Below are 22,629 nucleotides of genomic sequence, written 5' to 3' on the forward strand. Positions count from 1 at the left end.
CAGAAAAGAGGTGGTTTCTGGACGTATTCCTTCCTGAAGTCGGTTTTCTGGCGTTGTTGTTAAGTCTCGGGGTCAACGTGTTGACCCCGTTGACGACCTTCGTGGGTGTGCGACTGCGCTGGCCTGCTATGATGCGGCTCACCAGCATCGGCACTCTGGCACAGTTCGCGCTCCTGCTGCTTGCCTTTGGCGTACTGACGTATTGTTTTCTCACCAGCGATTTCTCGGTTATTTATGTCGCTCAACATAGCTACAGTTTGCTGTCGTGGGAACTCAAACTGGCGGCGGTGTGGGGCGGTCATGAAGGTTCGTTGATGCTTTGGGTGCTGTTGCTTTCCGCCTGGAGCGCGCTGTTTGCCTGGCATTATCGGCAGCAAACCGGGTCGCTATTTCCGCTCACGTTAGCCGTTTTATCTCTCATACTCGCCGCGCTGCTGCTGTTTGTGTTGCTGTGGTCTGATCCCTTTGTGCGCATATTCCCACCAGCAATCGAAGGCCGCGATCTCAATCCGATGCTGCAGCATCCAGGTCTTATCTTCCATCCGCCGCTGCTTTATCTCGGCTATGGCGGTTTGATGGTGGCGACGAGTGTGGCGCTGGCGAGTTTACTGCGCGGCGAGTTTGATGCAGCCAGCGCCCGTGTCTGCTGGCGATGGGCGCTGCCGGGGTGGTGTGCATTAACGGCGGGGATCATCCTCGGTTCCTGGTGGGCCTATTGCGAACTGGGTTGGGGCGGCTGGTGGTTCTGGGACCCGGTGGAAAACGCCTCCTTATTACCCTGGCTTTCTGCCACTGCGCTGCTGCACAGTTTGTCTCTGACTCGTCGGCAGGGAATTTTCCGCCACTGGTCGCTGTTGCTGGCGATAGTTACGCTGATGTTGTCGCTGCTGGGTACGTTGATTGTTCGTTCCGGCATTCTGGTTTCGGTTCATGCGTTCGCGCTGGATAACGTTCGCGCCGTGCCGCTGTTCAGCCTGTTTGCACTGATTAGCCTTGCGTCTTTGGCGCTGTATAGCTGGCGGGCGCGGGACGGTGGCTCTGCGGTGCGTTTTTCGGGGGTATCGCGGGAAATGTTAATTCTCGCAACGCTGTTACTGTTTTGCGCGGTGCTGCTGATCGTACTGGTGGGAACGCTGTATCCGATGATTTACGGCCTGCTGGGCTGGGGGCGTCTCTCCGTTGGTGCGCCGTATTTTAATCGCGCGACATTACCGTTTGGTTTGTTGATGCTGGTGGTGATTGTGCTGGCGACGTATGTCTCTGGCAAACGTGCACCGCTTCCGGCGCTGCTGGCACATTCTGGTGTGCTGTTATTTGCCGCCGGGATCGTGGTTTCCAGCATTAGCCGTCAGGAGATCAGCCTGAATTTACAGCCGGGTCAGCAGGTGACGCTGGCGGGTTACACCTTCCGTTTTGAACGCCTCGATCTGCAAGCCAAAGGCAATTACACCAGCGAAAAAGCGGTAGTGGCGCTGTTTGACCATCAGCAACGTATTGGTGAACTGACGCCGGAGCGGCGTTTTTATGAAGCGCGCCGTCAGCAAATGATGGAGCCGTCTATTTGCTGGAACGGCATCCATGACTGGTATGCAGTGATGGGGGAGAAAACCGGGCCAGATCGATACGCTTTTCGTTTGTATGTACAAAGCGGCGTGCGCTGGATCTGGGGGGGAGGGTTGTTGATGATTGCGGGTGCATTGCTAAGCGGATGGCGGGGGAGAAATCGCGATGAATAAATTGCTTCTCACGTTACTGTTGATATTTGCCTGTTTTGCACACGCCCAGGTCGTAGACACCTGGCAATTCGCCAATCTGCAACAACAGGAACAGGCGTTAAATATTGCCAGTCAGTTACGTTGCCCGCAGTGTCAGAATCAGAACTTACTGGAATCCAACGCGCCGGTGGCAGTCAGTATGCGTCATCAGGTTTACAAGATGGTGGCGGAGGGGAAAAGCAAAGCTGAGATTGTCGGCTGGATGACCGAACGCTACGGTGATTTTGTCCGCTATAACCCACCGCTGACCAGCCAGACGCTGCTCCTGTGGGCGCTGCCAGTGGTGTTGTTACTGCTGATGGCGCTGATCCTCTGGCGGGTGAGGGGGAAACGATGAAACAGCCTCAAGTGCCGGTAAAAACGCTGGTGGCGCTGGCGGTTGTGATGGCGCTGCTCTGTATCGGCGGTTATCTGTTAAGTCCGAAATGGCAGGCGGCACGTGCGGAGTATCTGCGCCAGCGCGATCCGTTACATCAGTTTACCAGCCAGCAAACACCGGAGACACAGCTTCAGGCATTGCAGGATAAAATTCGCGCCAACCCGCAAAATAGCGAACAGTGGGCGCTGCTGGGCGAGTATTACCTGTGGCAAAACGATTACAGTAATTCGCTGCTGGCGTACCGTCAGGCGCTGCGACTGCGCGGTGAGAACGCTGAACTGTACGCGGCGCTGGCGACGGTGCTTTATTACCAGGCCAGCCAGCATATGACCGCCCAGGCTCGTGCGATGATCGACAAAGCCCTGGCGCTGGACGAAAACGAAATCACCGCCCTGATGCTGCTGGCTTCTGATGCGTTTATGCAGGCGAACTACGCGCAATCCATCGAACTATGGCAAAAAGTGATGGATCTCAACTCACCCAGGGTAAACCGGACACAGTTGGTTGAGTCGATTAATATGGCAAAACTGCTGCAGCGGCGATCGGATTAATCATCCGGAGCTGAAGATTATGTTATTGAGCTGCATAAAAATTAACCGAATGAACGCATTCAGAAAATAATCACCAATCAGTATTATTGCAAATTAAACAAATAAAAATCTTTCCATAACAAATGGTTATGCATTAATCTTGCCATAAACTCGCGTTATTATGCATTAATGCAGCGAAAAGCTCTGTTGTTAAAGGGTTGCGCAACATACCGCGCAAATGATACTGATCATAAGCGTTAAAAAAATCTACAAACCAACGCAACACAATTCATGCCCTGGCAGTATGTCACGTTCTCACGTTTTTGAACGGGAGAGCGGCGCTCCATTGAGGAAGTTATTCTGATGAAAAATATAAAATTCAGCCTGGCCTGGCAGATTCTGTTTGCTATGGTGCTGGGCATTCTCCTGGGAAGTTACCTGCACTACCATAGCGACAGCCGCGAATGGCTGGTCGTCAATTTGCTCTCTCCGGCGGGTGATATTTTTATCCACCTGATCAAAATGATTGTTGTGCCGATTGTTATCTCCACGCTGGTTGTTGGGATTGCAGGTGTTGGTGATGCTAAACAACTCGGACGAATTGGCGCGAAAACCATTATCTACTTCGAGGTGATCACCTCCGTCGCTATCATTCTGGGGATCACTCTGGCGAACGTCTTCCAGCCCGGTTCCGGGGTGGATATGTCGCAGTTGGCGACTGTCGATATTTCGAAATATCAGAGCACCACGGAAGCGGTACAAAGCAGTTCCCACGGCATAATGGGCACTATTTTGTCGCTGGTGCCGACGAACATTGTGGCGTCGATGGCGAAAGGCGAAATGCTGCCGATCATCTTCTTCTCGGTGTTGTTTGGTCTGGGACTTTCCTCCCTGCCCGCGACGCATCGTGAACCGTTGGTGACCGTGTTCCGCTCCATCTCCGAAACCATGTTTAAAGTGACTCACATGGTGATGCGTTACGCGCCGATTGGTGTGTTTGCGTTGATTGCGGTGACAGTAGCTAACTTTGGTTTTTCTTCTCTGTGGCCGCTGGCGAAACTGGTGCTGCTGGTGCATTTTGCCATTCTGTTCTTTGCGCTGGTGGTGTTGGGAATTGTGGCGCGCCTGTGCGGGTTAAGCGTCTGGATCCTGATTCGTATTCTGAAAGACGAGCTGATTCTGGCGTACTCCACTGCCAGCTCTGAAAGTGTGCTGCCGCGGATTATCGAGAAGATGGAAGCCTACGGCGCACCAGCGTCAATCACCAGTTTCGTGGTGCCAACTGGTTACTCCTTTAACCTCGATGGTTCGACGCTGTATCAAAGTATTGCCGCTATCTTCATCGCCCAGTTGTATGGCATTGACTTGTCCATCTGGCAGGAAATCATTCTGGTACTGACGCTGATGGTGACCTCGAAAGGGATTGCTGGCGTGCCGGGCGTGTCGTTTGTGGTGCTACTGGCAACGCTGGGTAGCGTGGGGATCCCGCTGGAAGGCCTGGCGTTTATTGCCGGTGTTGACCGTATCCTCGATATGGCGCGTACTGCGCTGAACGTGGTGGGTAATGCGCTGGCGGTGCTGGTAATTGCCAAGTGGGAACACAAATTTGACCGCAAAAAGGCGATGGCCTACGAGCGTGAAGTGCTGGGCAAATTTGATAAGACTGCGGATCAGTAATTGAAGATTGCCGGGAAGTTATATCCACCCGGCAATGTGTGGATGCCTGATGCGACGCTTACCGCGTCTTATCAGGCCTACGCCAGACTGCACAATAGCCTGATTTAGCGTAATTTTTGTAGGTCGGATAAGGCGTTTACGCCGCATCCGACACCCCAATTTTAGCCATTAGTTAACTTTTCAAATTCTTCACATCCGGTATCAAACCCTTCCATACAGCTCAGGTTCAACCAGTGCAGCGCCTTTTGTTTGTTCTTCTCGATAAAACCTTCTTCACCGTTTAAGAACATCATTCCCGCCCAGTACTCGGAATACCCGGTACGGGAAATGGTAGAGCTACGCTTGAAATACCAGGTTGCTTTGTCATCGTCGGCCTTGATGCCCACGCCGTTGGCGTAAATTAAGCCAAGCAGCATTTGGGCATCAACGGCGGAGTCGTTCTCCAAATCTTCCGAGGCGTTTTCTAACAGTGAAATCGCTTTCGGATAATCCGGTTTACCTGCCTGGGTATTAACCAGAATATGTGCCAGCGTCACTTCACCTTCTTTACTGCCAGCTTGCGCCGCTTTTTCGGCAAGCACTTTTGCTTGTGGATAGTCCAGACTGACCGGATTAGTGATTTTGATCTGCGCTAACAGCGCGCAGGCATCGGCATCACCGCTGTCAGCGGCTTTCTGTGCCCAATATTCGGCTTTGCTCAAGTCGCCGGAGCTAAACCAGCTATCGGCAAGAAAATATTGTGCGCGTTTATCTCCGGCCTCTGCTGCCTTTACATACTGGCTGCCTGGCTCGGAGTCGTCTGCGTGGGCAAAGAATGTCAAAAATAACATCAAAGTGATAATTTTTTTCATTTTGATAATGAGGTTTGGTAGGGTATAGACAGTATAAAGTGTTCGGATGGACAAAAAAACAACTGTAAAAAGACCTGCAGGCAGAATGATTTAATGCGATGTAAGGATTTTTAATCCATCCGATGCTCACCTTTTTCCAGAGCGTTGCGATCGAAAAATCGCTGAATTTTCCCCCCATCCATCATTGCCGCCCGGTCAGACATGTGCGCGATGACATCTGCATCGTGGCTGACCAGCAGATAGGTCATTTGGTGCTTCCGCTTCAGTTGATTCAACAAATTAAGAATTTCCGCTTGTACCGACATATCCAGTGCTGAGGTGGGTTCATCCAGCAGAAGAAGTTGTGGCCGTAATAATAGGGCGCGAGCAATAACCACACGTTGTCGCTGACCACCGGAAAGTTGATGCGGGTAGCGGCGAGCGGCGTCGGCAGGTAAACCAACTTGTTCCAGTGCGGTATGGACGTGTTTTTCTATTTCACGTTCACCACGGATTTTGAGTGGTTCAGCCAGCGTTCGCCACAACGTATGATTGGGATGCAATGAGGCATAGGGATCCTGAAACACCATTTGCACATTGCGGCGGAGATCGCCCTGAAAACGCATGCCTGGTTTGATGGTGCGCCCAAACAGCGATACCTGGCCGCGCCAGTCGCGCTGTAATCCGGCAATTACGCGCAAAATTGTGGATTTTCCACAGCCTGATTCGCCAATTAAGCTAAATGTTTCTCCGGCATTAACCGAAAAACTGGCGGCTGAAACTGCGGTTTTCTCAGCAAAAGTAACCTGCAAGTGATTAATTTCAACAATCGTCATGGTATTTCTCCGGCGTCATCGCCGTCCTGTCCAGCGTCGGCAGCATCTGTCCGTAAGTTTGCGCACTCGGGCGGCAAGTCCACAGTGTGCGCGTGTAAGGGTGTGTTGCTGTGGGTAGCGCATCGGCGCGCATTTCATCCACCTTACTTCCCTGATACATCACCAGCACCCGGTGGCAAAATTGGGCAACTAATGGCAGGTCGTGACTGATCAGCAGCATCGCCATCTGTCGTTGTTCACACAGGGTCACCAGCAGTTCCAGAATCTGATTGCGCAGGCGAACATCCAGTGCCGATGTTGGCTCATCGGCAATCAATACCCGGGGATTGTTGATGAGCGCAATTGCAATCATCACTCGCTGCCCCATCCCGCCAGAAAGTTCTCGTGGATAGCTTTGCAACACTCGCGTATTAAGGCCGACAGCCTGAATTGCGGTATTTATTTTCTCTTCTTTTTCGCGGCGACTCAGGCGTTGGTGAAGCGTAAGTGCCTCTTCCAGTTGCGCTTTCACAGTTTTCACAGGATTAAGTGCATAACGCGGATCTTGCAATACCATTGCGATATCGTTACCGCGCAGTTGTTGCCATCCACGCGCGTTAAGGGTGAGCGCATCACGACCCAGGATGTTAAGTGTGTCTGCGGTTACCACTCCGGGTTTGCGTACCAGCCCCATCAGGGCGCGGGCGGTCATGGACTTACCCGAACCTGACTCACCGACCAGCGCCAGACGCTCATTGCCTAATGTAAAACTGATATTGTTAACGACCCGGGAACCCGGATAGTCGACACAGAGATTGTTGATACTAAGGCGCGGATCAGTCATGTTGTGGCTCCAGAACATCGCGCAAGCCATCGCCCAGTAGATTAAAGGCCAGGCTGGCAATTAAGATAATTGCGCCGGGCGCGGCGGCAATCCACCATTGATCGAAAATGACCTGCATACCATCAGCGATCATGGCTCCCCATTCCGCCATTGGCGGACGAGCACCAAGACCAAGAAAACCCAGGCCAGCAGCCGCCAGAATGATGCCTGCTAAATCCAGCGCCAGGCGGACAATGGCCGATGGCAGGCACAATGGCAAAATATGACCAATAAGCAGACGCCAGCCGCGGATGCCCATCATCTCTGCAGCAGCAAGATAATCACTGTGTCGTAGACGTTGGATCTCACTGCGCGCCTGACGCGCATAAGCGGGCCAGGTGGTTAACGCCAGCGCCAGCGCGCCGTTAACCAGCCCCGGCCCCAGCATGGCAACGAAAGCAAAGGCCAGAATCAAACGCGGCATTGACATCACCACGTCAGTAAAACGCATCAGCACGCGTTCCAGCCAGCCACCATAGTATCCGGATAAAATGCCAATCAGCAGGCCGACCGGGAGTGTAATGATGGTCACCAGTGCCACCAGACCCAGCGCTGGTCGGCTGCCGTAGATTAAACGTGAAAGCAGATCTCGCCCGTAACTATCTGTTCCGAGCCAGTGCTGGCTACCCGGCGCTTGTAACCGTGCAGCCGCATCCTGCCAGTTAGGATCGTGAGGAGCCAGCCACGGCGCGAAGAGCGCAATTAGCATCAATAACAGGATAATTATCAAACCGCAGAACGCGGCGGGTGAATGACGCAAACGGCGTAAAAAGAGAAACATCGGCATCAGCGCAACCTCGGATCGGTCAGCCGGATCAGCAGGTCGGTGAGGTTATTTATCAACACAAAGCAGACGCCAATCAGCAATGTTCCCCCCATGATTGCTGTAGTGTCGCCCGCGAACAGCGCCGTGGTGAGATAGCGCCCAATGCCAGGCCATGAAAAGACAGTTTCTGTCAGTACCGCGCCTTCCAGCATCGATGTATAGGCGAGAGCGATAACGGTGAGCAAGGTGCCGCGAATGTTGGGCAAAACATGACGTAGCAAAATTGTCATCTCGCTGGCCCCTTTGGCGCGCGCCAGCAGAATATATTCTTTATTCATTTCGCCAAGACAAGCGGAACGTGTCAGGCGCGTAATACTGGCGAGTGAGAAGTACGCCAGTAATAAAACCGGCAGTATCAAATGGTTGATGGCATTGGTAAACGCCTCGCGATCGCCAGAAAGCCACGTATCAATCAGCGCAAATCCGCTGCGGGGGTCAATGGTGAATTGATAAATATCATCCAGCCGACCCGGTCCGGCACTCCATTGCAGTCTGGCGTAAAACAGTGCCAGCATCAGCAGACCAAGCCAAAAAATGGGGACGGAATTTCCCAGCAGAGTCAGTGTCCGCACGGCGAAATCCAGCGGTGAACCGACATAACGGGCGCAAAGTACACCCGCAATAACGCCGACAACGGAGCCGACAATAAGCGCCAACGTCGCCAGTTCCAGGGTCGCCGGAAACGCCGATAGCAAGTCCTGGAGAACCGGTTGCCCGGTAGCGCTGGCAATGCCGAGATCGCCGTGAGCCAGATTCACCAGGTAATGCCAGAACTGGACGGCTAACGGTTGATCTAACCCTAACTGGTGGCGCACCTGATCATAGGTGGACTGGCTGGCGTGATCGCCAACGATTTGCAGTACCCGATCGACCGGTGAGAGGGCCGAAAGCGCAAAGGTAATCAGCAGCAGGCCGAGCAACGTCAGAGAGACGGTAAACAGTCCCTGCAAGAGCGCGAGTAGAGGGCGTTTGCCTCGCCATCTCGCGTGAGTGGAAAAAGCGGCAGACATGATCTTTCCATACAGTGAAAAATCAGCGACTGGTCTGCAGTGCGGACCAGCCCTGGTAACCGCGCCCGATAACGTTGTCGGGCGCGAGTGGCGTACAGGATTATTTGGTTACCTGATCAAACCAGACCATATCGGCATTCAATCCTTGTTGATAACCCTGCACATTATCACGCATGACAATTTGCGTTTTGCCTTGATCAATAAAGACATACGGGGAACTACGTTGCAGTTCTTGTTGCATTTTTTTATATAAATCAAGACGTTTAGCATTATCGGGTTCAGCGACTGCCGCCAGCGTTTCTTTGTTCAGTTCCGGGATTTTCCAGCTATTTAACCCGGCAACGGTGCTGGATTTGCCATCGTTATAGGCGAAAGAGCTGGCGTTGGAATGTGCGTCAAAATAATCAGGCAACCACATACGAATGGCCCCCTGATGCTGATGGGCGCGAACCCGTGAGTAAACCTGGCTCCCCGCGGCTGGCAGCAAATCCACTTTTACACCACCCTGAGCAAAGCTGGCCTGAATTGACTGCGCGATGGTAATAAATGGCGGTTTATTTTCGACATCAAGCGTGAAGTGCGGGTCTTTGATTCCAGCTTTAGCGAGGATCTCTTTTGCTTTGGCAGGATTAAAGGTGAACGGTGTCTCTTCCAGTGCTCCGGGGAAACCTACTGGCAGGAAACTTTGATGGGTAAAGTATTGTCCTTTCAGCAGATTTTTGGTGATGCCGTCGTAATCGACCAACCAGCGAGCAGCTTCCCAGAACGCAGGATTACTCATCAGCGGGTTATCCTTGTTGCCGGTATTAAAGGCCAGATAGTTCTGCTCAGCGGAGGCAATACTCATCACTTTGACGCCAGGTTTACCCTGTAATGCATCAATTTGGTCTGCCCCCAGATCGCGAGCCATATCAGCATCGCCTTGTTGGATTAGCAGGCGACGCGTTGCAGGATCGGGAACATTTTTGATGATGACGCTTTTCAGCTTCGGTGCGCCGGTCGGTGAACTGGCGTTGGCTTCCATCACGATGGCCTGATGCGGTTGGTAGGTACGCATTTTAAACGCGCCGCTGCCAGCGGAATGCATCTTCAGCCATTCATTACCAAAGTCGTTATTTTTGGCGTTTGGCGCAACCAACTTCTCGTCAACAATTGAGGCAATTGGCGTAGAGAGAATATTCAGCGCCAGCGCCGGACTGACGTCAGCACTCCACTGTACCTGGACAGTATGGTCGTCGATTTTCTTCAACTGGCTGGCGATATTTTCCGGTTGCCAGCCCAGTACATTGAGAATAAACGCACCGGACTTATTCAGCGTGACGGCACGGATATAAGAGTAAATCACATCTTCCGGGCGCACCGGATTACCGGAGGCAAATTTCGCATCGCTTTTGAGTTTTATGGTCAGCGTTTTTGCTACAGGATCAGCCTGCCAGCTTTCGGCCAGAATCGGAGTGATTTTCGCGGGATCGTTACGATCCGGCTGCACAACGCGTTGATACAGGCTTGGTACAGTCTGAATACTGGAGAGTTCATTAGCTTCTGCCGGATCCAGACTCACAATATCATCCAGTCCCTGGGCAACAACCAACGTATTCGGCGGTGTCGCGGCAAAGGCGGTGGCGGAAATTGCGCTTAATACCAGTAAAGATAATAGTTTTTTAATCATATGCTTCCCAATCCCTGAAGTTACTTTGAGGTTATCAATACGCTATCTGACGGGGCATTACTGCATAAATTGCGCCAAAATATCCCTTTAATAGAGCATGTTAGACGGTCGATGATTTCTCACCTTGCCGAAATTTTAATCATCAAATGTAAAGTATTATTACGTTAGGCCGCGATGGGAATTGAGTAAAGATAATTCTCATTTGCACTTGTGATTGGATGAGAATAACAACGGAGAGGATGTCGCTGATAACCAGGATGGACTGGTCTGACTGCGCGGGTATGTATAAAAAATCCGGAAACGGATGAGCGTTCCCGGATTGATACAAAGGCGTTGGGTAATACCGTCGCCTTTAACGTGAGTTAAAGCGGTATTACGCCAGCGCCGCTTCGCGCAGGCGAGTTTTCAACTTGTTGTACTCGTCAATCACGTACTGCTCGGCGGCGCGCTGATCGGAAATCGGCTCGACGCGCACGGCGCAGTATTTGTACTCCGGCGTTTTGGTAATCGGGCTTAAGTTTTCGGTAACCAGCTCGTTACAGGCACCAATCCACCACTGGTAGGTCATGTAAATCGCCCCTTTGTTCGGACGATCGCTGACCTGCGCGCGGGTGATAATTTTGCCTTTACGCGAGTGCACCCAAACTAGTGCCTCATCTTCAATACCCAGACGTTTTGCGTCTTCGGTATTGATTTGTGCGTAGCCAGGTTCATCAGCCAGAGCTGCCAGTGCCGCACAGTTACCGGTCATCGAACGACAGGAGTAGTGCCCAACTTCACGCACCGTTGACAGTACCATTGGATACTCGTCGGTGAGTTTGTCGATTGGCGCTACCCAGTCGCAGGTGAAGAACTGCGCCAGGCCGTTCGGGGTATCAAACTTCTCTTTAAACAGATAAGAAGTCCCCTGATCGGCATCTGAAGTATCGCGGCAAGGCCACTGAATGAAGCCCAGTTCGCCCATTTTCTCGTAAGTCGCACCGTAGAAATCCGGGCACAGATGACGCAACTCATCCCAGATCTCCTGGGTATTGTTGTAGTGCATCGGATAACCCATACGGGTGGCAATTTCACTGATGATTTGCCAGTCCGTTTTCAGATCCCACTTCGGTTCAACCGCCTTGAAGAAACGCTGGAAACCACGGTCAGCCGCAGTATAGACACCTTCATGTTCGCCCCACGAGGTTGACGGTAAAATGACATCCGCCGCTGACGCAGTTTTGGTCATAAAGATGTCCTGGACGATGACCAGTTCCAGATCTTCAAAGGCTTTACGTACTGCCGACAGTTCCGCGTCAGTTTGCAGCGGATCTTCGCCCATAATGTACGCCGCACGGACTTCGCCATGCGCTGCGCGGTGCGGTAACTCGCTGATGCGGTAACCGGTATGGGCTGGCAGACTTTCTACACCCCAGGCTTTGGCGAATTTCTCGCGGTTAGCCGGATCTTTCACGTACTGATAGCCAGGATACGTATCTGGCAGTGCGCCCATATCGCAGGCACCCTGCACGTTGTTCTGACCACGAACCGGGTTAACGCCCGCATGCGGCTTACCGAGGTTACCAGTCAGCATTGCGAGGCTGGTCAGAGAACGCACGGTTTCCACGCCCTGATAGAACTGGGTAACACCCATGCCCCACAGAATGGATGCGCTTTCCGCCTGGGCATACATCCGCGCCGCCTGACGAATCTCACTGGCACTGACGCCGGTGATATCTTCAACCGATTCCGGCGTGTAGCCTTCAACGATTTTACGATACTCTTCAAAGCCTTCCGTACGGGAAGCGACGAACGCTTTGTCGTACAGATTTTCTTCAATAATGACATGGCCCATCGCATTTAACAGCGCGATGTTCGAGCCGTTTTTCAGTGCGATGTGCATGTCAGCAATGCGCGCAGTTTCAATTTTGCGCGGATCGCAGACGATAATTTTCGCCCCGTTACGTTTAGCGTTAATCACGTGATTCGCTACGATCGGGTGGGAATCCGCTGGGTTATACCCAAAGACGAACACTAAATCGGTATTATCAATTTCGTTAATGGCATTGCTCATTGCGCCGTTACCGACCGATTGGTGCAGACCTGCAACCGATGGGCCGTGTCAGACGCGAGCGCAGCAGTCAACGTTATTAGTACCAATAACGGCGCGCGCAAATTTTTGCATTACATAGTTGGTTTCGTTACCCGTACCGCGCGAGGAGCCGGTCGTCTGGATGGCATCCGGACCGTACTTCTCTTTGATGGCGCTCAGGCGCTCGGCAACGTAATTTAGTGCCTCATCCCAGGAAACAGGTTCGAGTTTGCCGCCACGCTGGCGACGGATCATGGGGGTTTTCAGGCGCGGGGTCAGGATCTGGGTATCGTTAATGAAATCCCAGCCATAATAACCCTTCAGACACAGAGTACCCTGGTTGGTTTTCCCCTGCGCTGCCTCCGCCCGGACGATTTTGCCGTTATCGACGACCAGGTTGATTTTGCAACCTGATGCGCAATATGGGCAAACCGTGACGACTTTTTTCATCGGTCTCGCTCCAGTTAATCAAATCACGCATACGCGCTCTCGACTACAGTATGCATCTTTTATGCCACCTTTTATTTGGGGACATTCCCTGATATTACGGGCGCTTTTTGTTCAAAACTCTGACGAAAAACAGGCTGTCGTCAGTTTTGACGTGACGAAACGATATGCCGCGTGACAGCCATCACGCGACGTCTGTTTTATTTCTTCTCAACGATCGGGGCAGCCTGATACCCGCCGCCCAGCGATTTCATCAACTGAATACTTTGAATCACGCGGCGACTATCCAGCATGAGTAAGGACATTTCTTCGGCAAGTACCGGCAACTGGGCTTCGGTTGCCTGTAAACGGCTGGTTAATCCACGTCTGTAGGCGGCGTCGGCGGCGCGCTGGGTGAAGCGAGTCGCTTCTACGCGTTCTGCCTGCATCTCCCGTTCTTCATTCAGCGTTTGCAAACGCGTGCCATTGACTGCAACGTCGCGCACCACGTTCAGTACTGACTGGTTGTAACGTTCAATCATTATGTTGCTGGCGGCGCGCGTGCCTTCGAGATTGGCATTCAGGCGTCCACCGTCAAACAGCGGCAATTTCAGACCTGGTATGAAGTTGAACTGGCGGCTGGTTTTTTTGAACAAGGTGTCCAGGTGAATGGAATCCAGTCCGAAAAACGCTTTGATATCAAAGCTCGGGTAGAACAGCGCCCGTGCGGAATCCACCTGATTTAATGACGCCTGAACATACCAGCGCATGGCTTGCAGATCCGGACGTCTGGCGAGCAACTCATAAGAGAGCGTCGCCGGAATGCCAGTCTGTACTTGCGGTAACGCCACCGGTTTGATCTCTGGCATATCGCTGGCTCCCGCGCCAATCAATGCGCGCAGGGATTCTCGCGTTTCGGTGATTTGCCCTTTGACGGCAGCAATTTGTTTATCGACCGCCAGAATCTGTGCCCGCGCGCCGTGGAAAGGCACTTGCGCTTCCAGACCATGCGTCACTTTACTCTGGTGCGCTCTCACCGCGTAATCAATCACACTGCGGGTTTGTTCTAACAGATCGAGCATCTGGTAGCTGGCCTGCATACTGTAATAAAGCTGCGCCACGCCAGTGGTCAGCGATAACTCCACCGCTGCGGTTTCTGCCAGAGCCGCGTTATGCGCGCCAATGGCGGCAGCAAGCGCTGAGCGATGCACACCCCACAAATCGAGATCCAGTCCAGCAAACAAACCTACTGTAGCTTCGGTATAGTACGGCCCGTCCATTCCCAGTGCGGGCGCATCCATCGCATAAGGGCTTAAAAAGCCGTTTGCCGAAACGCGCTGGCGGTTAAGCATCCCTAACGCCGCAACCTGTAATTGTGAACCGGCATCTAACAAATCAGCTTGCGACTGCGTTTTTTCCTCCCGCAATTTCGCTTCAGCGAGGGTGTGCGAACCGCTTAACGTCCGTTGGATCAGCGCATCCAGTTGTGGATCATGAAACTGTTTCCACCACTGTGCTTGTGGCCAACCGGAACTGGCCAGATGGATATCATCGGCAAGTTTGATTTGCTCTGGTTCAAGTTGTTGATGAGGGGCTGAATCCTTACGCACCAACGCACAACCGGAAATCAGCGTCGCGCTGCCGAGAATGCTGCACAACAACAAGCGTGAAAGTTGACGATTGATCATTGAGTGGCTCCTTGTGCCTGTTCCGTGGCGGGCGTTAATGCCGGGGCAGTCCAGTCTGGCAAGTGGGCGATGAGCTGACAGACGTGTTGCTCCTGTTTTAATAAGGTGGGCAGGATGGCCTGCGAGGCAGGTGTCTCTTCAAGCGCTATCACTGGCGAATGGCTGATTGTGGTTGCCAGACCCGTGGAGTATTTCTCCAGCGCCTCAGCAAACTGGCTTGCCCTGTCCGGCTGGAGCGCGTGATCCAGTGCCTGCGCCGAGTTCCAGGTAGCGTCCCAGGCGTGAAGAAGGTCACGGCTCTGGCGAATCACTGTTTGCGAACGTTCAACCAACAAAGCACGCTCTGAGCTATCTAGTTGACGCTCCAGCGCCACACGTTGACACATCTCTTCACAGGCATTAATCGCTGCATGCAGACCAATACGAATTTGTATATAGGTACGCAGCGTTGTAGCTTCCTGCTGGCGAGGAATACGCATCAGTTTGCTTAACATACCCAGCGCGCCAGCCAGTTTTTGCGGTAGTGTGCGCGCTTCGCTTTCAGGCCAGACAAAGGTGTAAATCACTGCCGATACCGCAGTGCCGATAAGAATACCGATGGCGCGATCGCGTATTTCCACCAGGTCATACACCGGACCAAAAACGTTTTCGAGTGTGGCGAGCGCGAAGGTCACCACCATCTGCGTTCCGATATAAGAAGAACGTTCAGAGCTGGTGGCAACCCACGCCCCCAACAGGAAAATCGGTGCCAGCACAAACAGCAATTCGACAATATTGTCCAGCCAGGGGATGACTAAAATGGTCATTAGCAGCGCCAGAATTGCCCCACAAAAAGCCCCGCCAAAACGCAACGCCATCTTCTGGTACGATGAACCAACATTTGGGTTAGCGACGATCACGCAGGTCAACATACAGGTGTGAATGCCTTCCCAGTCCACGCCGCTATAGAAGGTGTAACAGATTAAACAGGCCAGCAGCGTTTTCACTGCATAGCGCATATAGTCCGGATTGGTAAAGGCATCGGGTACGAATGAAGGTGGTTTGGCGGCGGGTGTCGGCGGCGTATGCGGGTCCATCTGACCAAGATGTAACAGCGTCTGGCAGATATTCTCCAGGTTACATTCCCGCGCCGCCATTGCTTCCTCTTCACTTAACCGCCAGTTGCTTTTCCAGCATTGACCTTGTGCAATAGCATGTTGCAGTTTGTTGATTTCCAGGGCTAGTTTTTGCCGGAACTCAATGATTGCCAGCGAGTCAGCAAACGCGGTGGGATCGTAGCGATTCAGCGTCGAGTAAATGTAGGTTACCGTTGCCACGCAGCTTTGCCACCATGCGCTATGGGTTCGCCAGTCGGCGTCATCCGCGAGGCAAAAGACACTGAGTTTTTGCAGCGCCAGCGCCTCTCTTTCAATCCGCGTTTCAGGTAGTGGCGTGAGGCTTTCTGTCATGTGGCTTACCGCTTCATCAAGTCGGTCATTAAGTGCCTGATGCATTTGCGTGATGGCGCGGCTGGGAAACCACAACACGCCGATTAACGTCATCAATAACGTCGGGTAGAGGCCGACAACAATACACCACAGCGTTAAGCGCACGACGACTTCCGGATAATCGAGCATGGCGGGGAAGGTTTGCCCGTAAATGGCGACGATAGCGACGGCAAAAAAGACCAGCCCCAGCCGATGGGTGCGCATCAAAAACATACAGCCCATCAGGATCGGCCCGGCGATGATCAGTCTGATCAACGGTTCGCTGTAAGACCATTTGTAGATCAAAAACAGGCTGCCGATCTCCAGCACTGTGGCGACCACAAACAGGAACGCCACAAATTTGGTGTAAAACGCGTTCGACTGAATACCGTAAAACAGCACTGCCAGTGATAACGCCACGAAGGGGATCTCGAAGGTCATCGAGATTAGCACTACCAGCAGGCAGCCTACCCAGAGCTGCACGGTCTGCGGCACGCGACCTGGCCGTTGCTCGCTTAGCTCTTCATGAAAGAACGCCAGCAGCCTGACCACCGGTAATGGCAGGGAGTTGAGGGCGCTCATTATTGCGGCTCAAGATTAGCGACTGCCGATGCGCCGATACGGAACATTTCCGGGTCAGGTTTATCGACCATGATTTTGACCGGAAAACGCTGGGCAACGCGGACCCAGTTAATAGAACGAGACACTTTCGGCAGACCGCCAAGCACCAGACCACCGTCATCCGGCAACACACCGTAGCCAATGGAATCTACTTTACCTTCGAAGGTTTTGCCGCTGTCGCTCATCAGGCGAATTGTCGCAGGCGTACCGGCATGAATGTTTTTCAGATCGGTTTCGCGGAAGTTGGCGATCACGTACCAGTGACGGGTGTCGATTAGCGTGAAAATAGGATGCATCGCGGAGGCAAATTGCCCAACCGAGGTTTTGAGGGAAATCACCCGACCATCGAACGGTGCGCGAACAGTGGCCATTTCCAGATGCAGTTTGGTCAGGGCAATATCCGCTTCGACCGCCGCGCGTTGCGCGACCAGTGCATCGACGCCGCTAACGGCGCTGGCGGCTGACTGTGCCTGCAACAATACAGCATTAAGATCGGCTTCTGCCGCACGCTGTGCGGTTCTCGCGCGGTCTACATCTTCCGCAGAGACAAAACCTTCCTTCAGTAGCGGCTCGGTACGGCGTAATGTATCGTTGGCCTGTTTGGCAGCGGCGCGAGCTTTTTCTACCGTGGCGTTAACCGAGTCAGCACCGAACTGTTGGGCATTAACGCTACGCTGAGTGAGCATAATTTGCTTATCCAGCGCGGCGAGGGAAGCTTCGGCTTTCGCCAGATTAGCTTCGTACGGGCGCGGGTCGATGCGAAACAGTAAATCACCTTGTTTAACTGCCTGGTTGTCGGTGACTGCCAGTTCTACAATGCGACCGCTGACTTCCGGTACTACATCAATGGTATCGGCTGACGCGTAAGCGTCGTTAGTTGATGGCGCACTGTCGACGCGCCAGATAACAAAAACAGCGGCAACCAGTGCCAGCGCAACCACCAGCAGGGCAGGGAATTTACTGCGAGGAGCTTTTTTCGGCGTACTTTCCATGAGCGCATCTCAAAATAGATTAGAAAAATGCCAGCCAGAACAGCATGGCGTAGAGAGCAAAAAGGGCGGTATAAATAATTCCGACAAATGCCAGATTGATATTTGCCCGCTGAATAATTCGCCTTGTGATGAGAGTCACAATAAGGCTGGCAATAACGCAGAAAAACCAGCCGGGATAATAAGCGCCGATTACCGGGATCGCCGGAGATAATGAGCATCCCGAAACCATGAAGACGGGAATTATCCAGGTTGCTTTTTTGAGTTGCATCACCATGCGAGAGAGAACTGTTGGCATAATAAATACATCCTGTCTGCTGCGAACAATATCTGTAGTGAATGTCAATATCCATTGAAGGCGTCAGTATGGCTATTTTCTTGTGGAATAAAAATAGCTTTATTCAGCCACCGCATTCATAACTTATTTATTTTATGTATTAGTTAATGATTTATATTTTTAATATAAATGCTTTCGGGAGCTTAATTGCCCCCGAAAGTGAGTGGAATTAATTTGGGGTAACGATATTCACCCACAAATCAAAATTATCCAGACAGGCAATAATTTCTTCCAGTTTCGCACCATTGCCAATAATTTTGGCTTTCTTCGCTTTTACCAGCTCTGCCATTTTCGCCTGTCCGGTCAGCACCGCGTGCAGATCTTCACGGCTGATGTAGAAAGCGGCGTTGGCTTCAGGCTGCAGCGTTTTACGGTAGTTAAGCACGCTATCGTTCAGCGTCAGGTTGAGGTTATCGCCGTTACTCATATTGAAGTTCAGGCTGATATTTTTGCCAGCGGCTTTTTCGCTATCGAGGCGCACGGACATAAATTCGAACAGCATTTCGACTGACATCCCGCGAATGGTGTCCGGGGAACCGGTGGTGCCGTGGCTGAACTTATGTACTCCTTCGCGCAGCTCTTTCGCACCAGTCAGGTAGAAACCGCGCCAGGTGGCGGACTCGGCCTGATAACCAAGCTGTTCAAAGTTTTTGGCTTGCAGATTTTTCGCTACCTGGTCACCCGGATTGGCGGCAATCACCTGTTTCAGTAATTCTGCCGACCAGCGGTAATCCCCTTGCTTATTCGCTTCCTGTGCCAGGTTGATCACGCGCGCGGAACCGCCCAGCGCCTGTACATAACGCTTGCCCATCTCCACCTGACCATATAGATGCAGGTTAGCCGGATTGCCATCGTAGTAGCCAAGATAGAAGTTATACACCGCGCGGGCGTTATGGCTAACAGAGCCATAGTAGCCGCGGCTGGCCCAGTTGTTGGCAAGTGCTGGCGGCAACTTAATCATGTCTCCGATTTCATTCATGGTGTAGCCCTGGTTTGCCAGGTGCAGGGTCTGATCGTGAATGTACTTGATGGTATCGCGATATTTACCAATATAATCATTGATATGCTTATTGCCCCAGACTGGCCAGGTGTGTGGCATAAACAGTACTTCCGCTTCGTTACCCCACATATCCAGCGTTTCGTTCAGGTACTCGGTCCACTTGCTGGTGTCGCGGGTTTTCGCGCCGCGCAGGGTGTAGAAGTTGTGCAGGGTGTGAGTGGCGTTCTCGGCGGTGCACAGCGCTTTCAGGGCCGGAATATAGAAATGCATTTCCGCGGGTGCTTCGCTGCCTGGGGTCATCAGGAAGTCAAACTCCAGACCATCGATAATCATCTTCTCGCCAGTTCTGACAATTGTTTTGGTTGGCGCAATAATGCTCGGGTCGCCGGTCGCCAGCGTAACACCGAGGCCATTACCCACGTTGCCCTGTGCGTTGTGCGGCAGTAACAGGCCGTAAGAGTAAAGGGCTCGGCGGCTCATGATGTTACCCGCCAGCACGTTTTCGCTGATAGCTTCGTCCATAAAGCCTGCCGGAGCGATTACCTGAACTTTCCCTGATTTAACATCAGCTTCAGTGATAATGCCTTTCACTCCGCCATAATGGTCGGCGTGGCTGTGGGTGTAGATAACGGCAACAATTGGTTTTTGCGGACGATGCTGGAAGTAAAGGTCAAGTGCGGCTTTCGCGGCTGGCGGCGTCACCAGTGGGTCGATAACAATAATCCCTTTCTCGCCTTCAACGAACGTAATGTTAGAGATGTCCTGACCGCGCACTTGATACATTTTATCGGTGACTTTAAACAGGCCAGAAATGCCGTTGATCTGCGACTGACGCCACAGACTGGGATTTACGGTTTCCGGTGCGGCGGCATTAATATCAAATTTGTAATCATCTGCCCGATAATAAACTTTTCCGTTAGCATCACGCAGAATACCTTCATCCAGTAGCGGGGCGATAAATCCACGTTGGGCATCGTCAAAATCCTGACGATCGCTAAACGGCAATGATTTGGCGTAGTTCTGGTTAATTTGCTGAGTATATTGGCTGGCAGCCTGAGCTTCTTCTTTCGCGTAAGCGGTATTTACCATCATGCCGCTGGCGGCGGTTAATGCAATAACAATCCTGCTCAAACGGAATAACCGTGAGTTATTCATATAAATCTCCATTTATCATTTGTGTCGTAAATATATGACCCATACAAAATACGTCATTTGAAACTGGCGTTATCATAATTGGGAAACTTCGACTTTAATAAGAGTAAGTGTGAGCAGAACACGCTATTTTATTAGGCATTAGTGCTGAAGAAGGAAGACGGCGATAGTTTTATTTTTTCTATAAATAATACGAAACGGTTTATTCTTTAATTATATATATTAACGGTAATATCGTTAGCATAGCGGGATTTTGATTTGTGGTACAGGTGTCGGCATTTCGATAGCGGCGAACAAGTTTGCCGGAGTTCGTGCGGTCGTCTGTAGCGAACCTTATTCCGCGCAACTCTCGCGGCAACATAACGACACCAACGTGCTGGCTTTTGGTTCACGAGTGGTTGGCCTCGAACTGGCGAAAATGATTGTGGATGCATGGCTGGGGGCGCAGTACGAAGGCGGTCGTCATCAACAGCGTGTGGAGGCGATTATGGCAATAGAGCAGCGGAGGAATTGAGATTCATCCACTGTTTGCATGGATGAGTAATGACTAATGTGGATAGAGTCTCTTTCTGAGGTTAGTTAATGAAACGCTATCCGCTGTTATTTTTATTTACCCTGCTCACGCTGACCGCTGTTCCGACTCATGCCGATATTATCGATGACACCATTGGCAATATTCAGCAGGCGATTAACGACGCTTATAATCCTGACCGTGGACGCGATTATGAAGATTCGCGTGATGACGGTTGGCAGCGTGAAGTGAGCGACGATCGTCGCAGACAATATGATGATCGCCACCGCCAGTTTGAAGATCGCCGCAGGCAACTGGATGACCGCCAGCGCCAGCTTGATCAGGAGCGTCGGCAACTGGAAGATGAAGAACGGAGAATGGAAGATGAGTATGGGCGTTAGTCGGATCGTTTTTGCCTGATTGCTGGTTAACCCCGGTTCCAGTTTATCCGCAACGATCGCCTTCAGAAGCGTAACTCACTCCTCGACTCTGTGTATAACAAAGTCACTTGTGACAAGAACGTCTGTTCACATCGCGGGAGGACGAGCCTCCCGGTGGGGCTTATTTTGTGGGCTGCTGTTTAACGACATTAATCATCCACGGCACTCCATATTTATCGGTGACTTTGCCGAAGCCATGCGCCCAGAAGGTTTCCTGCCAGTCCATTTCGATTTTTCCATTGGCAGCAAGGTTGTCAAACCAGCGTTTCCCTTCTTCGACCTGTTGCGAATCGAGCACCAGCGTAAAGCCGGAGTAGCTGGCTTTTCCTGACGGTATGGCATCGCTCATCATGATATCGCTACCGGCAATGCGCACGTTAGCATGGGCGATGGCAGTATCGGGGAATTGCATTCCTGATGGGCAGCCTTCGGCGCTTTCCTGTGCGGGTTTCGGCATTTCTCCGAAGCTGATTTTATACAGTAGTTCCGCGTCCAACGTGCGTTGATAATAGGCTATTGCGTCGGCACAGTTACCGGCAAAAGAGATGTAGGGACTTAACGGCATGATGGTAACCTCAGTGAAGAGAAGTCAGTTAAGTGTAGTTTGAATTTTGTACAGATGAAGAGTAGGCCTGATAAGACGCGGCGAGCGTCGCATCAGGCATTGGCACAGTTGCCGGATGGTGTGGGAATTTGTAGGCCTGATAAGACGCGGCGAGCGTCGCATCAGGCATTTGGCACCATTGCCGGATGCGGCGTAAACGCCTTATCCGGCCTACGGATAGCGCGGGAATTCCCCGGCCTGATACGATGTGCAAGCGTCGCATCAGGCATTGGCACCGTTGCCGGATGCTTCGCACCCGGCAATCGAAATCAGTTCTTTTTCACAAACTCAGATTTCAGTTTCATCGGGCCAAAACCATCGATTTTGCAATCGATGTTATGGTCACCTTCAACCAGGCGGATGTTTTTCACTTTGGTGCCGATCTTCAGCATCGAAGAGCTACCTTTTACCTTCAGGTCTTTAATGATGGTAACGCTGTCGCCGTCAGCCAGCAGGTTGCCGTTAGCATCTTTAACGATCAGCTCGTCGCTTTCCTGTGCAGGTTCAGCGTCGTTCCATTCGTAGGCGCATTCCGGGCAGATGTACATGCCGTTATCTTCGTAAGTGTATTCGGAGTTGCATTTCGGGCAGTTTGGTAATGACATGTGGATTTCCTCAAAGTCAGCAGGGCAAAAGCGCCAAAAAACGGCAGATTGCCGAAAAAGGCCGCAATTATACACAAAATCCCTGAGTTTGTCGGGGGTACTGCTGATTTTAGACGACAAACGTTTTCATTTGAAAGACAACGCAAAAAGAAAATAATCTTTTTGCCTCCATTTATTATTTAAGTTAAGGTTAGCTCTCTTCTTGTTCTTTTTTTAATTCAATTATTATTTCTATCTTTCTGACATTTTAAATGTATCGGAAGAGGCTTATTCATTCGGATAAAAACACTATATTAATTATAAGAGTTATTTACTGCTGTAATTA

Annotated in this window: 19 protein-coding genes and 1 pseudogene; 6 read left to right on the forward strand and 14 right to left on the reverse strand. The window is 51.8% G+C overall.

Annotated features, from left to right (window positions below; genetic code table 11):
- Positions 1-17: 17 nt before the first annotated feature.
- From A1SC_RS04515 to gltP, 4 genes are all read left to right on the forward strand, one after another.
- Positions 18-1,736 (forward strand): heme lyase CcmF/NrfE family subunit, encoded by a 1,719-nt coding sequence (locus A1SC_RS04515; RefSeq protein WP_072024168.1) that lies wholly within the window; start codon positions 18-20, stop codon positions 1,734-1,736.
- Entirely contained in the window at positions 1,729-2,112 is a 384-nt protein-coding gene (gene nrfF, locus A1SC_RS04510) for a heme lyase NrfEFG subunit NrfF (protein ID WP_001037812.1), read from the forward strand. Before A1SC_RS04515 ends, nrfF begins: the two co-directional genes overlap by 8 nt.
- Positions 2,109-2,705, forward strand: coding sequence for a heme lyase NrfEFG subunit NrfG (gene nrfG / locus A1SC_RS04505; protein WP_016262781.1), 597 nt, complete (start codon positions 2,109-2,111; stop codon positions 2,703-2,705). Before nrfF ends, nrfG begins: the two co-directional genes overlap by 4 nt.
- Positions 2,706-3,047: 342 nt before the next feature.
- Positions 3,048-4,361, forward strand: coding sequence for a glutamate/aspartate:proton symporter GltP (gene gltP / locus A1SC_RS04500; protein WP_016262782.1), 1,314 nt, complete (start codon positions 3,048-3,050; stop codon positions 4,359-4,361).
- Between the two features lie 161 nt (positions 4,362-4,522).
- On the opposite strand, the gene yjcO is transcribed toward gltP, so the two are convergent.
- The 12 genes from yjcO to yjcS form a co-directional block, all read right to left on the reverse strand.
- Positions 4,523-5,212 (reverse strand): Sel1 family TPR-like repeat protein YjcO, encoded by a 690-nt coding sequence (gene yjcO, locus A1SC_RS04495; protein ID WP_000720930.1) that lies wholly within the window; start codon positions 5,210-5,212, stop codon positions 4,523-4,525.
- Positions 5,213-5,322: 110 nt separating this feature from the next.
- The gene (locus A1SC_RS04490) at positions 5,323-6,027 is read right to left on the reverse strand and encodes an ABC transporter ATP-binding protein (protein ID WP_016262783.1); all 705 of its coding nucleotides are present in this window, start codon (positions 6,025-6,027) and stop codon (positions 5,323-5,325) included.
- The gene (locus A1SC_RS04485; protein ID WP_016262784.1) at positions 6,014-6,850 is read right to left on the reverse strand and encodes an ABC transporter ATP-binding protein; all 837 of its coding nucleotides are present in this window, start codon (positions 6,848-6,850) and stop codon (positions 6,014-6,016) included. The genes A1SC_RS04490 and A1SC_RS04485 overlap by 14 nt, the downstream gene beginning before the upstream one ends.
- A complete protein-coding gene (locus A1SC_RS04480) occupies positions 6,843-7,676 on the reverse strand; it encodes an ABC transporter permease (RefSeq protein WP_001131973.1) in 834 nt (277 codons plus the stop codon). Before A1SC_RS04480 ends, A1SC_RS04485 begins: the two co-directional genes overlap by 8 nt.
- On the reverse strand, positions 7,676-8,725 hold the full coding sequence (locus A1SC_RS04475) for an ABC transporter permease (protein WP_016262785.1): 1,050 nt from the start codon (positions 8,723-8,725) through the stop codon (positions 7,676-7,678). The genes A1SC_RS04480 and A1SC_RS04475 overlap by 1 nt, the downstream gene beginning before the upstream one ends.
- 100 nt (positions 8,726-8,825) lie before the next feature.
- On the reverse strand, positions 8,826-10,394 hold the full coding sequence (locus tag A1SC_RS04470) for an ABC transporter substrate-binding protein (protein WP_016262786.1): 1,569 nt from the start codon (positions 10,392-10,394) through the stop codon (positions 8,826-8,828).
- A gap of 373 nt (positions 10,395-10,767) precedes the next feature.
- The gene (gene fdhF, locus A1SC_RS04465; protein WP_077627668.1) at positions 10,768-12,915 is read right to left on the reverse strand and encodes a formate dehydrogenase subunit alpha; all 2,148 of its coding nucleotides are present in this window, start codon (positions 12,913-12,915) and stop codon (positions 10,768-10,770) included.
- A gap of 197 nt (positions 12,916-13,112) precedes the next feature.
- On the reverse strand, positions 13,113-14,579 hold the full coding sequence (mdtP, locus tag A1SC_RS04455) for a multidrug efflux transporter outer membrane subunit MdtP (protein WP_016262787.1): 1,467 nt from the start codon (positions 14,577-14,579) through the stop codon (positions 13,113-13,115).
- Complete coding sequence (gene mdtO / locus A1SC_RS04450) at positions 14,576-16,627, reverse strand: multidrug efflux transporter permease subunit MdtO (RefSeq protein ID WP_001517587.1); 2,052 nt, start codon at positions 16,625-16,627, stop codon at positions 14,576-14,578. The genes mdtP and mdtO overlap by 4 nt, the downstream gene beginning before the upstream one ends.
- A complete protein-coding gene (mdtN, locus tag A1SC_RS04445; RefSeq protein ID WP_000446339.1) occupies positions 16,627-17,658 on the reverse strand; it encodes a multidrug efflux transporter periplasmic adaptor subunit MdtN in 1,032 nt (343 codons plus the stop codon). The genes mdtO and mdtN overlap by 1 nt, the downstream gene beginning before the upstream one ends.
- Positions 17,659-17,677: 19 nt before the next feature.
- Positions 17,678-17,953: a YtcA family lipoprotein gene (locus tag A1SC_RS04440; RefSeq protein WP_001517588.1), complete on the reverse strand. Its 276-nt coding sequence runs from the start codon at positions 17,951-17,953 to the stop codon at positions 17,678-17,680.
- Between the two features lie 208 nt (positions 17,954-18,161).
- A complete protein-coding gene (yjcS, locus tag A1SC_RS04435; protein ID WP_016262788.1) occupies positions 18,162-20,147 on the reverse strand; it encodes an alkyl sulfatase YjcS in 1,986 nt (661 codons plus the stop codon).
- A 244-nt stretch (positions 20,148-20,391) separates the two neighbouring features.
- Between yjcS and rpiB the strand changes: the two are divergent.
- Both rpiB and yjdP read left to right on the forward strand, forming a co-directional pair.
- Positions 20,392-20,658: pseudogene (gene rpiB / locus A1SC_RS04430) on the forward strand (bifunctional allose-6-phosphate isomerase/ribose-5-phosphate isomerase RpiB); the annotation flags it as partial.
- Positions 20,659-20,726: 68 nt separating this feature from the next.
- Positions 20,727-21,056: a DDRRRQL repeat protein YjdP gene (yjdP, locus tag A1SC_RS04425; RefSeq protein ID WP_016262789.1), complete on the forward strand. Its 330-nt coding sequence runs from the start codon at positions 20,727-20,729 to the stop codon at positions 21,054-21,056.
- A 160-nt stretch (positions 21,057-21,216) separates the two neighbouring features.
- On the opposite strand, the gene yjdN is transcribed toward yjdP, so the two are convergent.
- The gene (gene yjdN / locus A1SC_RS04420) at positions 21,217-21,660 is read right to left on the reverse strand and encodes a VOC family metalloprotein YjdN (protein ID WP_001131293.1); all 444 of its coding nucleotides are present in this window, start codon (positions 21,658-21,660) and stop codon (positions 21,217-21,219) included.
- A gap of 308 nt (positions 21,661-21,968) precedes the next feature.
- Positions 21,969-22,304: a zinc ribbon domain-containing protein YjdM gene (locus A1SC_RS04415; RefSeq protein WP_000056775.1), complete on the reverse strand. Its 336-nt coding sequence runs from the start codon at positions 22,302-22,304 to the stop codon at positions 21,969-21,971.
- Positions 22,305-22,629 lie beyond the last annotated feature (325 nt).

The organism is Escherichia sp. KTE52 (assembly GCF_000408325.1).
Taxonomy (GTDB): domain Bacteria; phylum Pseudomonadota; class Gammaproteobacteria; order Enterobacterales; family Enterobacteriaceae; genus Escherichia; species Escherichia marmotae.

Coding starts and splice junctions, on each gene's coding strand:
- mdtP (WP_016262787.1), bottom strand. CDS start 14,579: ATGATCAATCGTCAACTTTCACGCTTGTTGTTGTGCAGCATTCTCGGC.
- yjcO (WP_000720930.1), bottom strand. CDS start 5,212: ATGAAAAAAATTATCACTTTGATGTTATTTTTGACATTCTTTGCCCAC.
- mdtN (WP_000446339.1), bottom strand. CDS start 17,658: ATGGAAAGTACGCCGAAAAAAGCTCCTCGCAGTAAATTCCCTGCCCTG.
- yjdP (WP_016262789.1), top strand. CDS start 20,727: ATGAAACGCTATCCGCTGTTATTTTTATTTACCCTGCTCACGCTGACC.
- A1SC_RS04470 (WP_016262786.1), bottom strand. CDS start 10,394: ATGATTAAAAAACTATTATCTTTACTGGTATTAAGCGCAATTTCCGCC.
- mdtO (WP_001517587.1), bottom strand. CDS start 16,627: ATGAGCGCCCTCAACTCCCTGCCATTACCGGTGGTCAGGCTGCTGGCG.
- yjcS (WP_016262788.1), bottom strand. CDS start 20,147: ATGAATAACTCACGGTTATTCCGTTTGAGCAGGATTGTTATTGCATTA.
- A1SC_RS04475 (WP_016262785.1), bottom strand. CDS start 8,725: ATGTCTGCCGCTTTTTCCACTCACGCGAGATGGCGAGGCAAACGCCCT.
- nrfF (WP_001037812.1), top strand. CDS start 1,729: ATGAATAAATTGCTTCTCACGTTACTGTTGATATTTGCCTGTTTTGCA.
- A1SC_RS04480 (WP_001131973.1), bottom strand. CDS start 7,676: ATGCCGATGTTTCTCTTTTTACGCCGTTTGCGTCATTCACCCGCCGCG.
- nrfG (WP_016262781.1), top strand. CDS start 2,109: ATGAAACAGCCTCAAGTGCCGGTAAAAACGCTGGTGGCGCTGGCGGTT.
- A1SC_RS04485 (WP_016262784.1), bottom strand. CDS start 6,850: ATGACTGATCCGCGCCTTAGTATCAACAATCTCTGTGTCGACTATCCG.
- gltP (WP_016262782.1), top strand. CDS start 3,048: ATGAAAAATATAAAATTCAGCCTGGCCTGGCAGATTCTGTTTGCTATG.
- A1SC_RS04415 (WP_000056775.1), bottom strand. CDS start 22,304: ATGTCATTACCAAACTGCCCGAAATGCAACTCCGAATACACTTACGAA.
- A1SC_RS04440 (WP_001517588.1), bottom strand. CDS start 17,953: ATGCCAACAGTTCTCTCTCGCATGGTGATGCAACTCAAAAAAGCAACC.
- yjdN (WP_001131293.1), bottom strand. CDS start 21,660: ATGCCGTTAAGTCCCTACATCTCTTTTGCCGGTAACTGTGCCGACGCA.
- A1SC_RS04490 (WP_016262783.1), bottom strand. CDS start 6,027: ATGACGATTGTTGAAATTAATCACTTGCAGGTTACTTTTGCTGAGAAA.